We start from the raw sequence: 16,497 nt of genomic DNA on the forward strand, positions 1-16,497 counted from the left end.
GTGTTGTTGCCCACCATCAAATCCAGATCCAAACGCTGCGCAATAGAACGCACAACGGGAACGCAGATTAAACCACGGCCATAACGCGCCATAAAATTAATCACTTCCGGAGTGGCGTTGCGCGCAGGAATATAAAAATCGCCTTCGTTTTCGCGGTCTTCATCATCCACAATAATGATCATTTTTCCGGCTTTTATATCTTCAATCGCTTCTTCTATACTGCTTAACATCGTTGTAGTATTTAATTGTTTTGTACCGGATGAACTTAAACCTGTTAAAAAATTGTTTTTGATTGGCACAACAGCACAAAACTAAGTATTAATACAATGTGGGCAGTCGGCATACTGTAAAACAAATTGCCCTTATTTGGCTCGGTATTTTTTTGTTGTAAGTTTTTATGCCGATAAAAGAAGCATCGGCCCTAAAGTTTTTCAGCAACAAATTTTGGGTGGTAAAAGAAGCATCAGTTTAACGATACTGTTTTTATGCCGGTAAAAGAAGCATCGGCCCAAAGTTTTTCAGCATCAAATTTTGGGTGGTAAAAGAAGTATCGGCTTAACCATATTGTTTTTATGCCGGTAAAAGAAGCATCGGCGTTAGTCATCCTGAAATTTTTTCAGGATCCCTCTTCCAAGATCATAGCCTTTCTAATGGGATGCCGAAAAAATTTCGGCATGACAAAAAACAGAAACACACTAATTTTATGCCGGTAAAAGAAGCATCAGCTTGCCAAAACGGTTTGTTCGTTGTCTTTGGTTTTTTTTTGAACAAGACGTAAAAAGAATTTTTTATAAACATCCACATCAAAAATAGCCGAATCGGTTGCGGCCTTGTAAGTTAAAAACAAACCCAGCGGCGTTAACACCACAATGGCCACCCACATCCCAATCACCGGAGGAACGTGCCCGTCTTTTGCCGATTTTTCCCCAATGGTTGAAATGATATGGTAAATCAGGAAAAACGCCACCGAAACCACAACTGGCAGGCCCAAGCCGCCTTTGCGAATGATGGCTCCCAAAGGTGCGCCAATTAAAAACAGCACCAAACAAGCGGCCGATAAAGTGAATTTCCGTTGGTATTCAACCATTGTTCTGCGGATGTTATTCGAAGCGCCTTTTCGCAAATCAATCTTGGAAGAGACCGTTTCCTGTAAAGCCCGGGCTTCGCCCAAAGCAGCACTAAGGGCACTTAAACGCTCTGTAGGTTTAAAAGTGTTCAACAAGCTGCTGGCCAGTTTATAGGTTTTTGGGCCAGTTTTGGATTGGTGCGGAACAGAAAAATATTTAGCATAAGCACTCAATGTCCTAAATTCTGTGGCCAAACCGCTGTCCAGCCTAAATTCCATCGTTTCGCGTTCGTGTTTAAGCTGCTTTAAATTCATCATTTGGTAAGCACTTTTAAACTCTGCTTCTGATGTCCTTTTAAACTTTAAATTTGATAAGTCAAACTTTTGCTCGGTTTCTTTAAAACGCATCCGGGTCAAACGCTGGCGCGGATTGTAGCCTTTATCGCCGTTCGTTTCCTCATAACGGATGCCGTTCTTCAATTTTAAAACCAAATAAGAATCGTCGGGCGTGCGGTACATACTTCCCTCTTTGGCAAAAATAACAGAGTTGTTGCCGCTGGAAGGGTTTTTTTCGTAAATGATGATCCCGTAAAGCCGCTGTCCGTCCGGATCTTTCTTTTTAACACGGATGGTATAGCCCGGAAAATTACTGCTGAAAATATTTTCGGGCAATAAGTTGGTTGATTTTTGCTGGCGGGCATCGTACAACAAGGAATAATACTTGAGGTTGGCCACCGGCAGCATATAATCCGAAAATATAAACGCGCTGATGCTTAATAAAGTAACCACGATAATCATCGGGTACATAGCGCGGCTTAGCGAAACGCCTGCAGATTTAATGGCCACCAATTCGTAATTTTCGCCCAGGCTGCCAAAAGTCATGATGGATGAAAGCAAAATGGAAAGCGGCAGTGCCATGGCTACGTTGGTTGCCGAAGCATACATCATCAATTCTAAAATAACATACCATTCAAAACCTTTTCCAATCAAATCATCAATGTATTTGAATAAAAAAAGCATCAGCAACACAAACATTACAATAAAAAATGTAACGAAAAATGGCTGTATAAACGCTTTTAAAATAAGCAGGTGTATCTTTTTCACTAATCAGTCCCCCTTGTAAAATTTATAACTACGCACCCAAAACGCTGATTAAATAAGCAATCTGGTTGTCCCAAATCAAGGTTTTTTCGTTGATATTGTCTTCTGTTGCAAAATCGGTGATGCCGAGGGCAACATCATTGGTCAGTTCGTCCTGGATAATTTCCATTTCGAAATAACTTTGCGGGTCATCGTCCGTCCACCTAAAGCGCACAAACTTGTTCTCTTTTACACTGAGCAGTTTGGCATCTTGCTGTTCGCCGTCCCACGAAAAGGTGTAAACCTGATCTTTAATGGTTACATCATCTGCAAACCATTGCGCCAGTCCGTTTGGCTCGCTTATAAAACTGTATAATATCCGGGGCGAAGACTTAACTTCGTACTCTATCTTAAATTTTTTCTTATTGCTCATGTTAGGTTATACGGAGGTTTTAGGTAGAAAATGTAAATTTTAACAATTTTTCTTAGTAAAACTAATTTCTGGTATATTTGCGACCTGTTTAACAAAAGGCGGGGTAGCTCAGATGGTTAGAGCGTAGGATTCATAACCCTAAGGTCGGCAGTTCGATCCTGCTCCCCGCTACCATACCGGGACAAGCGCAATTGCGTTTGTCCCTTCTTTTTTTAACCCTAAAGCATTAGAGATTTGATAAATGTAGCGTAGAAGCAGTTTTTAGCGCAAAAAATAAGGGCAAATCAACCGCTAAATTGATTTGCCCAGTATGTAGCCCGTAGGGGAATCGAACCCCTGTTTCTAGAATGAAAATCTAACGTCCTAACCCCTAGACGAACGGGCCAACTTTTATTTGGCTACACGCAGCAAGTAATTAAACAGTTAAATTGTTTTTGGCTGATTGTTCGGCAAAGATATAAATCCAGAATTTCCCGTCAATACTACACCTGCAAAAATTGCATTCAAATAGAAATATCATTTTTGCAGAAAAATCCAGTATAAATGCATACTGTTTTTATCACTACAAAAATGATATCCAGATTGACTTTTACCTTTATTTAAGGTAAAAGAAGTATGTACAAATGAACAATAAAACTCGGTGCATTTATTAAAATGCAGGGTAAATCCCCTTGTTTTTAATATTCGTCTTTACGGCCACCGCCGCCACCTTTATTGTAGCCACTGCCGCCACCGCTTTTATAGCCGCCTTTATCGTAGCCGCCTCCACCGCCACTTCTGCCGCCGCCGCCACCATAGCCGCCACTTCCGCCCCGGCTGTTGCCGCCGCCGTAGCCGCCGCCGCTGTTTCCGCCTTTGTAGCCGCCGCCACTGTTGCCGCCGCCAAAACTACTTCTTCTGGAATCGTCCCTTTTGTCCTCAGATTTGTTGACTACAATCGAACGGCCTTCAACTGTAGATCCGTTTAGTTCGTCAATTGCTTTTTGCGCCATGGCATCGTCCGGCATTTCAACAAACCCAAACCCTTTACTTCTTCCTGAAAACTTGTCGATGATAATTTTCACTGATGATACTTCACCGTAAGCTTCAAAAACTTCTTTTAACTTGGTTTCTTCCAAAGAAAATGGAAGGCTTCCTACAAAAATGTTCATTATTGTTTTTTAATTTGATTGTATATCTATTTCAAACATACTTATATTAAATCTATATTTTACTATTAAAAAAAATTTTAATTTTAATTTAGTTTGCCAAGGTATCCTAAAACCTAAACCTGAGTCCCTCATAACGAAAACTAACGCATAAAAAAAGGCGTGCCGGTAATAACCGGCACGCCTTTTTGGATAATTATTAAATTTAACCTTAGAAAATAGTAAACTCTACACGACGGTTTTTCTGACGTCCGGCAGCAGTTTTATTGCTTGCAATTGGTTGGGTCTGGCCATAACCAGTTGCCTCAATACGAGATGTGTTTGCACCTTTGCTTACCAAATATTGTTTTACGGCTTCTGCACGGTCTTTAGAAAGCCTTAAATTAAGCGCTGCGGAACCAGTGTTATCCGTATGTCCAGCAAGTTTTAAAGTAAAGTTTTTGGTAACCAACAGGTTAGCAACTTTATCCAAACTGGCAAAAGAGTGTTCGCGGATAGTAGCTTTGCCCAAATCAAATTCTAAGTTGGCAATTGCCTCTCTCACTACTTGTTTGTCTTCTTCGGTTACAAAAACTTTAACGTCCGGCCTTCTTTCCGGCAAAGCACAACCAGAACCATCAACCACAGTTCCGGCAGGTGTACCTGGGCATTTGTCAAATTTGTTGGCTACGCCATCGGCATCATCATCACCCAAATCTTTGGCATATTGTTGTTGCAATTGTTGTTGTGCCTGCTCATCTGCCAGTCTTTTTTGTTCAGATGCTGAAAGCATGCCTTTTAACTCAGCACTTTCGGCTGCGCTTTCTTCTCTAAGTGCTGCAATCGGGCTGTAATTTGCCAATTGTGAAGATTTTTTTCTGCCTAAAGAAAACTCTAAACCTGCGTGTGCATAAGAAAACCTGTCATTTGCTCCACCACGAACACCATCAAAAACAGGTGTTTTCATGAAGTAAACGTTGTAACCCAAATCAATGTTGATCGTTTTAGACAAGCCAAATTTCAAACCTGCGCCAATCGGTACAAACCAATTTCTGTTATAAGACCCGGCCTCAACTATTGCTGCCGGAAGGCCTTGCACATTTGCACTGGAAGACATATAACCTGCGCCACCGGTTACATAAGGGGACAATGCGCTCCTTTTATGGTTAAGGCTTAAATTTGCGATGGTAAGGTTGGCACTTACTGCTGCAGACCAGTCAATATTAGTGGTAAAACTGCTGTTGTTTTGTGCTGCACTTGGCGAAGGAAGGTAATTGGCCTGATAGCCCCTTACTTTACCGCCTAAGAAATCTGCCTGAATGCCAAACCCTGGCAAAATTTGTTTTTTAATGTAACCGCCATAACCCCATGTTTCTTCAGGTGTACGGAAATCTCCATTTGAAGCATTGTTAAATGGGGTGAAGTGCGTTAACATACCGCCATTAAGCCCGATAGACCATGTACGAAAACTTTTTTTGTCAAAACGTTTTGTTGTGTCCGAATTCATGTCTTGAGCCAATACTGCTGTTGATAGCCCCACTGCAGATAGCGTAAGGGCTAATTTTGTAACTTTTAGTTTCATTTTCAATTGTTATTATTTAAACTTGTTATGCTGCTTTGTACAAATGGTCGATTTAAAATCTGTACTCGCAACACCACACTTTCATTAAAAAATGAGCCAAAAGCGGAAGCCATAATGTTAAATGTGCATTGCCATAGCTAAGTGTTTGACTTTTAAGAGCGAAAAGTTAGTTAAGGATGACAAAAAACTAATCAAACGATTAAGAAACGTAGTGCAGGATTGACTAATTAAGCAGACAATATTTAGTTTAGGACTAAATTTAAGACAGAAAACCAATTTGGTATACAGGCCAACATCAATTTTTGGGTGGTAAAAGAAGCATTTAACTTTTCTTTTTGCGCCAGGGCTTTTTAAAACCGCCCGATGCCCTTTTAACTTCTGGTTGATAAATTGGCCCTTCGCCCAATTCCGGCGGCAAAGGCATCCGTTCAATTGGTTTTCCAATCAAAGCTTCAATATCACTAAATTTCCGCTGGTCGCGTTCATTGATAAAAGTAATTGCGGTTCCGGTAGTTTCGGCGCGCGCAGTCCGGCCAATGCGGTGGATATAATCTTCCGGGTCATGCGGCACATCATAATTGATTACCAAACTAATCCCTTCCACATCAATTCCTCTCGATAAAACATCGGTGCCGATAATAATGGGCAACTGTCTGCTTTTAAAGGCACGCAAAATATTCTCCCGTTGCTCCTGCTCCAAATCCGAATGAAAAGCTTCCACTTTTAAACCTGATCGCTGCAAAGCCTGGTGCAATTGCTTTACTTTTTCTTTGGTAGATACGAAAACGATGGTGCTTGCGTAATTGCCTTCTTTCAAAATAGATTTGATCAACGCTAATTTCTGGTGGTCAAAAGTCATGTAAACCTGCTGCAAAATACCAACTGCGGGCTGCGAAAGGGCAATGTTGATCTGTTCCGGCTGGTTTAAAATTTTATTGGATAAAGCGCGGATTTTTCCCGGCATCGTAGCCGAGAACAAAAGCGTTTGCCGTTTTTGAGGCAGATAACTGATGATGCGGACAATATCGTCATGAAAACCCATGTCCAGCATCCGATCGGCTTCGTCCAAAATCAAATGCTGCAACTGGCTCAGTTTTACCACGCCCGAAGTTAAATGCGCAATCAACCGGCCCGGCGTGGCAATAATAATATCCACACCTTCATTCAAAGATCGTCGCTGCTGCTCGTAACTAATGCCATCGCCGCCGCCATAAACCGCGATGGAACTGATGCCGGCAAAATAGGCCAGCCCTTCTGTTTGCTGGTCAATTTGCTGAACCAGTTCGCGTGTCGGTGCCAAAATCAAGGTATTGACCAAGCTTTTCTCCTCGGCAACACAAATCTGATGCATAATCGGCAATAAGTAAGCGGCCGTTTTGCCTGTGCCGGTTTGCGCGCAGGCAATCAAATCGTGCTTTTTTAAAATAATCGGAATGGCTTGTTCCTGTATTGGCGTAGGTTTTCGGAAACCCATGCTGTCCAATCCTTCCTGCAGTTTTGGATCGAAGTTAAAATCGGTAAATGTCAAAAGTATTTAGCTGTAGTGATGAGTATTTTATTAGCGTTTTATTAAGTGTTAAATATACGTATAATGCTGATTTAGGCAAATGCTTCTTTTACCGGCATAAAAACAGTATCGGCAAGTTATTTTTATTTAAGCCGAAACCGGAACCGTTTGCTTGACAATGTTGGAGATAATTTGTTCGGCATGAACCCTCGAATTTTCGATAAACCACGAATGCGTGTCCATCCCGCCGCAAACTACGCCGGCCAAATAAATGCCTTTTTGGTTGGTTTCCATCGTTTTGGGATCGTATTCTGGCAACCGTTTTTCATCCGCAGAAAGCGCAATGCCCATTTTTTGAAGGAAAGAAAAATCAGGCTGATAACCGGTCAAAGCAAGCACAAAATCATTCGGAATGGTAACTAAACCTTTCGGCGTTTGGATATCCACTTCATTTTCCCTGATTACAATTAAGTTGGAATGATAATACGCTTTGATCGTTCCTTCTTTAATCCGGTTGATAATATCCGGCCGTACCCAATATTTTACACGCTCGCTGATGTCATCGCCACGGATCACCATCGTTACTTCTGCGCCTTTTCGGTACGTTTCCAAAGCGGCATCCACCGAAGAATTACTGGCGCCAACCACCAAAACTTTTTGAAAAGTATAAAAGTTCGGGTCTTTATAATAGTGCCGCACTTTGGGCAAATCTTCTCCCGGGATGTTCATCTTTACCGGCACATCGTAAAAACCGGTAGCAATAATGATATTTTTAGCCTGATAAACCGCTTTGGTTGTGGTGATTTCGTAATGATCGTTTTTAGACTGATTGCTTAAAACGGCTTCAAACAAATGAATGTTTAACTGATTTGAACTGGCCACACGCCGGTAATATTCCAGCGATTCGGCACGCGTTGGTTTGATGCTGTTGGAAACAAACGGAACGCCGCCAATCTCTAATTTATCCGAAGTGGAAAAAAAAGTCATCCCCGCAGGGTAATTATATAAGGAGTTGACGAGCGTGCCTTTTTCAACAATCAGGTAACTTAAACCTTTATTTTTTGCTTCGAGTGCGCAAGCCAAACCAATTGGCCCACCGCCGATAATCAATAAATCCAACATAAAATTTAGTGTGCTAAAAGAAGCATTGCCGGTTTTAACCAATTTTTGGATGCTTCTTTTACCGGTAAAAAATCATTAAAAAACAAAAGCCGGAAAAACTCCGGCTATGATATAATTTAAAAAGAGAAAGGTTGTTTGAAAATAAAAAATGGGTAAGCTACTTCTATCGCGCCGCTACAACTTTTTACCCTTGCTGCGTTCCCGCCCTGGGGGAGTTCAAAAGGAGCTGGCCGTAGAAGACTTACCCGCCACAAAAGTAGAAAAATTATTAAAATAAGCGCATCAAAATAACAATCGTTGTTTTTTTATAATGCGGCCGCCAATCCGATCTCTGCTTTTATACGCATCGGCAAATTGAAAAACTTGCGCGTAGGCGTTTCCAGTACACTGATTTTATCGGCGTAAAAAGAGTATTCAAAGTTTAAGCTTTCAAAATACAGCCATAATATTTCCGCTTTTTCTTTAGAAATATTTTTTGCAATTGTAATGTGCGGCGGGCATTACCTATACACATTTAACTAAACTACATTTCTCAGCTTAAACTCTGTTTCAACTTCCATCGGCTGTGTATGCAAACTGCGCGTTGGTGTTTTTAGCACCACAATTTCATCGGCATAAAAAGAGCATTCAAAGTTTTGCTTCTTAAAATAATACCACAATAATTTATATCGATTGTATGACAAAGACCTGGCAATGGTAATATGCGGCGTTTGCGGAACATCGGCACCAAACACTTTTTTAAACCTGGAAAAAGTTGCTTTGATATCTTGGCTTAATTCTACTTTGGCGTAAATGGTGTAATTGCCCTGGTGTTCAAAAAAATCAAAACCACAAATTTTGATTTCGAAAGCATCAATCCGGTTTGTCATGCTTCTATAAACAGGCATCCTATCATCAAAAAACAAAGCTTTGCCGTCGTAATAATGGTTAACGGTGATATGCGCTTTACTATTAAAGGAGGGATAATAGCCGATCAGCTTTTTCGCGAAGTCTTTCAATCTTCGTACTTCCGAAACAACTTCTTCGCTTGGCGTGATCACAAGCAGGTAGTCCTGGCTAACTAACTTGGCAAAAGGGTTTTGTTTGAATGTTTCCATTCACATAATTACCAATAATTTTAGTTTTTAATTTTATTACTTTTCCACATTTTGCTAACAAACTTATCAACATTAGCAATTAAGAAAACTGTTTAAATGATCCAACCAAAAACGACGATGCTTCTTTTAACCTATAAAAATTGGTGCCTGCATCAAGCTAAACAAAGCATAAAACAAATGCACACCAATTTTTATAGGGTAAAAGAAGCATGTAAACCTGGATCAGTAAATTTCAAACGGATTTAAACTTCGCGGCAAAGAATTTGTCTTTAATGTAACTTTTGAAAATGCACGTAGTATAATCAAAAAATTAACGCGATAATTGCAGCATTTTCTAAGCATTTTAAATTAGACAAATAATGAATCAACAACGCTATATTTTGCCTACTGTCAGAGCGGTTTTTGCTCCGGTTGCAACTGCGTTAGTTTTGGTTTCTACCTGCCTCCTCTCGTTAAGGCGACGACGGATTTACATTTCCCGGATTTAAACCGTTCCTGCAAATACACATTCACCTGTCGGAAAAAAGGCTTATGCAATTGCCTTAAAATTTATTTCCGGCGTTAAAAGCATTTTTATTTTAACGGAAAATATTTGTATTTCTCCATGACCATTCAAGATTTTAAAATACAGGTAGCCAACGGCGAACACGCAGATTATGCCCCGCAGATTTGCGATGAAATGGCCGAATCTGCCAAAGCGCGCGGGACGGGCATCGCCAAACGCTCGCCCGAATATGTTGCCAACAAAATGCTGGAAGGCAAAGCCGTTATCGCTTTGCATAAAGACGGCACCTGGGCGGGTTTTTGTTACATCGAAACCTGGAGCCACGGCCAGTTTGTAGCCAATTCCGGTCTGATTGTGAACCCGATTTTCAGAAAAGTTGGTTTGGCCAAGGCGATTAAAGAAGAAGTTTTCAAGCTTTCGCGCAAAAAATATCCTGATGCCAAAATCTTTGGCCTGACAACCGGTTTGGCGGTGATGAAAATCAATTCCGAATTGGGTTACGAACCGGTAACTTACTCGGAATTGACGCAGGACGAAGCGTTTTGGCAAGGCTGCAAAAGCTGTGTCAATTACGATATTTTGATGAGCAAAGAACGCAAAAACTGCATGTGCACGGCCATGCTTTTTGACCCGGAAGAAAAGGCCAGAGAGATTGAGGAAAAGATGAAAAAACTGAGCCACAAAGCCACTTTGCTGGAACGGATTGAAAGCGCGCTGAAAAAATCTGCCAAACTGATTACGCCTGCAATGTTGGCTTTTTTTAAATTTATTGACCACGCTTAAAAAACTGATAAACAAGCTGATGCTGTTTTTATCGCCTAAAAAATTGTCTAATGAAAGAAAAAGTAGTTTTAGCTTTTAGCGGAGGTTTGGATACTTCGTTTTGCAGCATTTATTTGTCGCAGGATTTAAACCTCGAAGTACATTCCGTTATTGTAAACACCGGTGGTTTTGGTGCCGAAGAACTGGCCGATATCGAACGCCGAGCTTATAAAATGGGCGTTGTTTCTCATGCCGTGGTTGATGAAACCGAAAACTTTTACAACACCTGCGTTCGTTATTTAATTTACGGTAATGTGTTGAAAAACAATACTTATCCGCTTTCTGTAAGTGCCGAACGGGTGAGCCAGGCCACGGCAATTGCTTTGTACGCCAAAAAAATCGGTGCCGATTATGTAGCGCATGGCAGCACTGGCGCGGGCAATGATCAGGTTCGTTTTGATATGATTTTTAATATTTTGATCCCGGAAGTAAAGATTCTCACACCAATTCGGGATTTAAAATTGAGCCGTGAGGCAGAAATTAAATACCTGAAAGAGCACGGCGTGGAGATGAATTTCGAGAAAGCCAAATACTCTATTAATAAAGGTATTTGGGGAACTTCTGTTGGCGGAAAAGAAACGCTGACTTCGCACGAAGGTTTGCCGGATGAAGCCTGGCCAACGCAATTAACTAAAGAAGGTTCGGAAAAAGTAACGCTGGAATTTAAACAAGGCGAACTGATTGCCATCAACGAGAAAACCTTTGATCATCCAACTAAAGCCATCCAACATTTGCAGGAGCTGGCATCGCCTTACGCCATTGGCCGCGATATTCATGTTGGCGATACGATTATCGGCATCAAAGGCCGCGTTGGTTTTGAAGCAGCTGCGCCAATGGTCATCATCAAAGCGCACCATGCTTTAGAAAAACATACGTTGACCAAATGGCAGTTGAGTTGGAAAGACCAGCTTTCGTCTTTCTACGGAAACTGGTTGCACGAAGGCCAGTTTCACGATCCGGTGATGCGCAACATCGAAACTTTTTTGACCGATACACAGCAAAATGTTTCCGGAAAAGTGTTTGTACAATTGTATCCGTACCGTTTCCAGGTTTTGGGAATTGAATCGGCACACGATTTAATGTCGAACAAATTTGGCAGTTACGGCGAAATGAACAACACCTGGACCGGCGATGATGTAAAAGGTTTCTCCAAAATATTTGGCAACCAAACGGTTATTTATCATAAAGTAAACGGCTCGAAAGAAAACTAATTGATGGCTTCGACAGAACAAAAAATCAAAGCCGGAATTATTGGCGGCGCAGGATATACCGGCGGCGAAATGCTGCGCATTCTGCTCAACCATCCCAACGTGGCGATTGCTTTTGTAAACAGTAAAAGCAATGCTAGCAATTATTTGTACGAAGTCCATACCGATCTTTTTGGCGATACCAATTTGAAATTCAGCAGTGAATTATCTGATGAAATTGATGTGCTGTTTTTGTGTGTTGGCCATGGCGATGCACAAAAATTTTTAGAAGCAAACCCAATTGCTGCACATATTAAGATAATTGATTTAAGTCAGGATTTTAGATTAGCAGCGAACACAAAATTAGGAGATCGGCAGTTTGTTTATGGTTTGCCAGAACTCAAAAAAACATCGATAAAAGAAGCATCCAACATTGCCAATCCCGGTTGTTTTGCAACTTGTATCCAGTTAGGATTACTGCCTTTAGCGGCAAAAAATATGCTGGTAAAAGAAGTACATATTTCGGCAACCACAGGTTCAACAGGTGCCGGGCAAAGTCTGTCGCCAACTTCGCATTTTACCTGGCGCAATGATAATTTATCCGTTTACAAAGCTTTCAACCATCAGCATTTAAAAGAGATCAGCCAGTCGCTTAACCAATTGCAACCTGATTTTCCGGTTTATCCTTCAGATAAAAACAGGTTGAATTTTATTCCCTACCGGGGAGATTTTACCCGCGGCATTTTAGCTTCGATTTATACCGAATGTGATTTAAGCGAAGAAGAAGCTTTGCACTTGTACACCGATTTTTATGCCGACCATCCTTTTACGCATATTACCACGCGTGATATTGATTTGAAACAAGTTGTCAACACCAATAAATGCTTCCTCCAAATCAAAAAACACGGCAACAAAATTCTCGTTATCAGTATCATGGACAATCTTTTAAAAGGCGCATCCGGGCAAGCGGTACAGAATATGAACTTGATGTTTGGGCTGGAAGAAACGGCAGGTTTGAGGTTAAAAGCTGGTGCTTTTTAAGTTGTTAGGTTGGATTAAAACTGTGACATTCATTATAATTTCCAAACTATGAAACACAATCTTGATATTGTTGATGAACTTTACAATATTTTAATTTCACTTCAGCCTTTAAAACCAGAATACAAGAAACGTTTAGATAAAAAATTCAGGTTAGAATTTAATTATAATTCTAATCACATAGAAGGAAACACGCTTACGTATGGCGAAACTGAATTGCTATTAATGTTTGATGATACAACTGGTAATCATAATATGCGAGAATATGAAGAAACGAAAGCGCATGATGTTGCTTATTATATGATTGAAGAATTAGCAAAAGATAATGAACGCCCATTAACCGAACAAATAATTAAAAATTTAAACGAAACTATTCTTGTGCGTCCCTACTGGAAAGATGCAATAACATCAGATGGTCAAAGTACACGCAGACAAATAAAAGTTGGTAGCTATAAAGAATATCCAAACTCTGTTCGATTACAGAATGGTGAAATTTTTGAATATGCTTCACCTGTTGAAACACCAATACAAATGCAAGAGTTGATAGATTGGTATCGTGATGAAGAGAAAGGATTGCATCCCATCACTTTAGCAACTATGCTTCATTACAAATTTGTTCGTATCCATCCTTTTGATGATGGCAATGGCCGTATTGCTCGATTATTAATGAATTATGTTTTATTAAAAAACGCTTATCCACCTATTATAATTAAGTCATCAGATAAAAATAATTATTTACGAGCATTGCATTTAGCAGATATTGGAGATTATGAACCATTAATTAGTTATGTTGCTGAACAAGCAATATGGTCTTTAGAAATTTCAATTAAAGCTGCAAAGGGAGAATCGTTAGACGATAAAGACGACTTTATAAAAGAAATAGAATTGATAGAAAGAAAAGCATCGTCTAAATCAATACCTAAGTCGCCACGGATTGTGTATGATATTTTTGAATTTGTTCACAACAAAATTTGGAATAAATTATTAGACACTTTAAAACACTTTGACACACTTTTTAATGAAGAAAAGAACATTTATAATGTAAATAATCAGGATCAACTTTTTGAAAACAAAAGCATTCTTAATATTATAAGTGGGCCTAAATTTTCAGATAAGCCAAAAGAGTTAGAAATATTTGGCCACAATGTTTATAAAAGTGATATTAAAAATATTAAATGGGAACATAAAATGTTTGCCTTACACGGTACTAATATTCCATTAGATCTAAGTGTATTTTTTGAAATCAACTTTAATAACAACAATTATGACTTCCAATTAAAAGTGTATGATGTTATTATTTACAAAGCTTCTAAAGCTTATAAAAACTTTTTTCTAGACAGTGAAATAGATGAAATTAACACAACATTAAAAAAACACCTTCTAAAATATATTCAATCAAAAATTGATTAGAACTATCAAAACATGAAACCTTTCGACGTTTACCCCATCAACCATGTCAATATTGTTCGCGGCCAGGGCAGTCTGGTTTGGGACGATCAAGGCCAGGAATACCTGGATTTATACGGCGGCCACGCGGTGATTTCTATCGGCCACACGCATCCGCATTATGTAGAGCGGTTGGAAAACCAGTTGCACCAGTTGGGTTTTTACAGTAATTCCATCGAAATTCCTATCCAAAAAGAGTTTGCGGAGAAGTTGGGCAAGGTTTCCGGCCGGGAAGATTACCAGTTGTTTTTATGCAATTCCGGTGCGGAAGCAAATGAAAACGCGTTGAAACTGGCTTCTTTTTACAATGGCAGAAAAAAGGTAATTGCGTTTAGGAAAGCTTTTCACGGCCGTACTTCTCTGGCGGTTGCAGTTACCGATAACCCGAAAATTTTGGCACCGGTTAATGAAACGGACAATGTTATTTTTTTGCCCTGGAATGATGAAACCGCTTTAGAACAGGCTTTTGCGGAAAATGAAATAAGTTCTGTTATTATCGAAGGCATCCAGGGCGTTGGCGGGATACAGGTTGCGGCAGAAAGTTTTTTGCAGAAAATCCGTTCGCTTTGCGATCATTATAATGCTGTTTTTATTGCCGATTCTGTGCAATGCGGTTACGGCCGTACCGGTAAATTTTACTCACATGATTTTGCCGGTGTAGATGCTGATATTTACACCATGGCCAAAGGTATGGGCAACGGTTTCCCGATTGGCGGCATTTCGATTGCGCCCAAAATAAAACCGGTTTATTATATGCTGGGCACTACTTTTGGCGGAAACCATTTGGCTTGTGCCGCAGGTTTGGCGGTTTTGGAAGTGATGGAACAAGATAACCTGATGCAAAATGCAGCCGAAGTCGGCGGATATTTGATTGAAGAATTGAAGAAATTTGAGCAGGTAAAAGAAGTACGCGGCCGTGGTTTGATGATCGGGATTGATTTGCCGGAAACTTTGGCGCATGTAAAAGCGGAACTTTTATTTAAATACCATATTTTTACAGGAGAAGCCAAACCAAATGTGATCCGTTTGCTGCCTGCTTTAAATTTAACCAAAGCACATGCGGATCGTTTTTTGGAAGCTTTTAGTTTGGCGATGAAAAATGCGCCGGTTGCGGTTTTTAATCCTTCGATGTAAGAAATTCTAAAAAAACACTGTTGTGTGTAAGCACCTTCGACATACCATAAAATTATAAACATGATTAAAATTTCATTACTATCACTATTAATTACAATTTCTACAGGTTCTTTTTCACAAATACGAAAGGGAGAGTTTGAAATTTTAGGTAATGTTTCGGGATTTCAAGACAGCACCTACATCAGATTGTATGACTTCTCGTCAGGCTCAAATATCCTTATGGATTCTGCTAAAATTGTTAGCGGCAAATTTGTTTTTAAAGGATCAATCAATAGAAATTTTCAACAAGTTGGAGTGGTATCTTCTGATTTTAAAAATATAAAATTGTTTTGGCTTGAAAATTCAATCATCCATTTTAACGCAGAAAAAGACAAGTTTAGTAAAGCCATCATCACAGGTTCTTTTATGCAGAATGAAGCAAACCAGTTAGATTCTATTATACAACTAAATCCAAAACAGGAAAAAGGCGATAATATAGCTTATATAAAAGAACATCCTAATTCGTTCTATAGTGGTTTTTTGTTAAAAGTCTATTGTACAACATGGGGCAAAGACACGTCTAAGCTTTTATATAAGGGACTTTCGGAAAAAGTTAAAAAATCGGAATTTGGAAAAAGTATTGGTGAATATTTATCTTTAAGTAAAGATATAAAAGTCGGTGATAAATCTGCCAATTTTACTTTGCCTAATATTAATGGAAAAAAAGTTTCACTATCGGACTATAAAGGAAAATATGTTCTATTGGATTTTTGGGGTTCTTGGTGTAAGCCTTGCAGGGAGGAAAACCCCAATTTAGTGAAAACCTACAGTAAATTTAAAAGCAAAGGTTTCGACATATTGGGTATTTCTGTTGAGACAAAAAGGCAGGATTGGCTTGACGCAATTCGTCAGGACAAGATAAGCTGGGAAAGTTTAAGCGATTTAAAAGGCAGCAATAACCTTGCTTCGCTAATTTTCGGCATACATTATTATCCTGCTAATTTTCTTATCGATCCCAAAGGAGTAATTATTGCAAAAGATTTAAGAGGAGATGCCCTAAGCAAAAAGCTTGCTGAATTACTAAAATAAAACCAGCCTACACACAACATTGGTTTGGCAAAAAACTGGCTGACGGATTTAATTGAACTTTTGGTTTGCTATTTTGCTTTAGTTTCAGCTTGACGAACAAAAATTTAGCCGGTAAAAGAAGCTCTGGCATTTGAATATAAATTTAACTTTGGTTCTGGCTGACGAATTCCAAATACCAGTTCTTCGCCAAGCCCCCAGCGATAAAAGAAGCATTTTGTCATTTCGACCCAAAGGGAGAAATCTTCATCGAAACAGAAAACATGCTTCTTTTATCACCTTAAAA

The 16,497-nt window shown here is 39.6% G+C and carries 15 protein-coding genes, 2 tRNA genes and 1 other RNA gene; 7 read left to right on the plus strand and 11 right to left on the minus strand.

The window, feature by feature from the left end; translation table 11 throughout:
• The 4 genes from V5804_RS02880 to V5804_RS02895 all read right to left on the minus strand — a co-directional run.
• On the minus strand, nucleotides 1-230 hold a 230-nt coding region (locus V5804_RS02880; RefSeq protein ID WP_369589866.1), incomplete at its 3' end, for a 3,4-dihydroxy-2-butanone-4-phosphate synthase.
• 233 nt (nucleotides 231-463) lie between these two features.
• Nucleotides 464-604, minus strand: coding sequence for a hypothetical protein (locus V5804_RS02885; protein ID WP_369589867.1), 141 nt, complete (start codon nucleotides 602-604; stop codon nucleotides 464-466).
• Nucleotides 605-721: 117 nt separating this feature from the next.
• The gene (locus tag V5804_RS02890; RefSeq protein WP_369589868.1) at nucleotides 722-2,170 is read right to left on the minus strand and encodes an LptF/LptG family permease; all 1,449 of its coding nucleotides are present in this window, start codon (nucleotides 2,168-2,170) and stop codon (nucleotides 722-724) included.
• Nucleotides 2,171-2,198: 28 nt separating this feature from the next.
• Nucleotides 2,199-2,579, minus strand: a complete 381-nt coding sequence (locus V5804_RS02895) for an START-like domain-containing protein (RefSeq protein WP_369589869.1) — start codon at nucleotides 2,577-2,579, stop codon at nucleotides 2,199-2,201.
• Nucleotides 2,580-2,676: 97 nt separating this feature from the next.
• Here V5804_RS02895 and V5804_RS02900 point away from each other — a divergent pair.
• Nucleotides 2,677-2,753, plus strand: a tRNA-Met gene (locus V5804_RS02900).
• Nucleotides 2,754-2,892: 139 nt separating this feature from the next.
• On the opposite strand, the gene V5804_RS02905 is transcribed toward V5804_RS02900, so the two are convergent.
• From V5804_RS02905 to V5804_RS02935, 7 genes are all read right to left on the minus strand, one after another.
• Nucleotides 2,893-2,964 (minus strand) — tRNA-Glu (locus tag V5804_RS02905).
• Between the two features lie 292 nt (nucleotides 2,965-3,256).
• A complete protein-coding gene (locus V5804_RS02910; protein ID WP_369589870.1) occupies nucleotides 3,257-3,730 on the minus strand; it encodes an RNA recognition motif domain-containing protein in 474 nt (157 codons plus the stop codon).
• Nucleotides 3,731-3,938: 208 nt separating this feature from the next.
• Nucleotides 3,939-5,288 (minus strand): OmpA family protein, encoded by a 1,350-nt coding sequence (locus tag V5804_RS02915; RefSeq protein ID WP_369589871.1) that lies wholly within the window; start codon nucleotides 5,286-5,288, stop codon nucleotides 3,939-3,941.
• A gap of 322 nt (nucleotides 5,289-5,610) precedes the next feature.
• Nucleotides 5,611-6,816 carry a DEAD/DEAH box helicase gene (locus V5804_RS02920; RefSeq protein ID WP_369589872.1) on the minus strand — a complete coding sequence of 402 codons (1,206 nt, stop codon included), beginning with the start codon at nucleotides 6,814-6,816 and terminating at the stop codon, nucleotides 5,611-5,613.
• A gap of 126 nt (nucleotides 6,817-6,942) precedes the next feature.
• Nucleotides 6,943-7,917, minus strand: a complete 975-nt coding sequence (locus tag V5804_RS02925; RefSeq protein WP_369589930.1) for a YpdA family putative bacillithiol disulfide reductase — start codon at nucleotides 7,915-7,917, stop codon at nucleotides 6,943-6,945.
• A 147-nt stretch (nucleotides 7,918-8,064) separates the two neighbouring features.
• Nucleotides 8,065-8,164: signal recognition particle sRNA small type (ffs, locus tag V5804_RS02930), an RNA gene on the minus strand.
• Between the two features lie 271 nt (nucleotides 8,165-8,435).
• A complete protein-coding gene (locus V5804_RS02935) occupies nucleotides 8,436-9,014 on the minus strand; it encodes a 2'-5' RNA ligase family protein (protein WP_369589873.1) in 579 nt (192 codons plus the stop codon).
• 604 nt (nucleotides 9,015-9,618) lie between these two features.
• Between V5804_RS02935 and V5804_RS02940 the strand changes: the two genes are divergently transcribed.
• Genes V5804_RS02940 through V5804_RS02965 form a run of 6 tightly spaced genes read left to right on the plus strand, consistent with a single transcriptional unit; the run spans nucleotide 9,619 to nucleotide 16,214 of the window.
• A complete protein-coding gene (locus tag V5804_RS02940; RefSeq protein WP_369589874.1) occupies nucleotides 9,619-10,302 on the plus strand; it encodes a GNAT family N-acetyltransferase in 684 nt (227 codons plus the stop codon).
• 50 nt (nucleotides 10,303-10,352) lie between these two features.
• On the plus strand, nucleotides 10,353-11,552 hold the full coding sequence (locus V5804_RS02945) for an argininosuccinate synthase (RefSeq protein ID WP_369589875.1): 1,200 nt from the start codon (nucleotides 10,353-10,355) through the stop codon (nucleotides 11,550-11,552).
• Between the two features lie 3 nt (nucleotides 11,553-11,555).
• The gene (argC, locus tag V5804_RS02950) at nucleotides 11,556-12,569 is read left to right on the plus strand and encodes an N-acetyl-gamma-glutamyl-phosphate reductase (protein ID WP_369589876.1); all 1,014 of its coding nucleotides are present in this window, start codon (nucleotides 11,556-11,558) and stop codon (nucleotides 12,567-12,569) included.
• A 48-nt stretch (nucleotides 12,570-12,617) separates the two neighbouring features.
• Nucleotides 12,618-13,976: a Fic family protein gene (locus V5804_RS02955; protein WP_369589877.1), complete on the plus strand. Its 1,359-nt coding sequence runs from the start codon at nucleotides 12,618-12,620 to the stop codon at nucleotides 13,974-13,976.
• A gap of 12 nt (nucleotides 13,977-13,988) precedes the next feature.
• On the plus strand, nucleotides 13,989-15,146 hold the full coding sequence (locus V5804_RS02960; protein ID WP_369589878.1) for an aspartate aminotransferase family protein: 1,158 nt from the start codon (nucleotides 13,989-13,991) through the stop codon (nucleotides 15,144-15,146).
• Nucleotides 15,147-15,206: 60 nt separating this feature from the next.
• Complete coding sequence (locus tag V5804_RS02965; RefSeq protein ID WP_369589879.1) at nucleotides 15,207-16,214, plus strand: redoxin domain-containing protein; 1,008 nt, start codon at nucleotides 15,207-15,209, stop codon at nucleotides 16,212-16,214.
• Nucleotides 16,215-16,497: the final 283 nt, after the last annotated feature.

The sequence above is a fragment of the Mucilaginibacter sp. genome (genome assembly GCF_041088075.1).
Taxonomy (GTDB): Bacteria; Bacteroidota; Bacteroidia; order Sphingobacteriales; family Sphingobacteriaceae; genus Mucilaginibacter_A.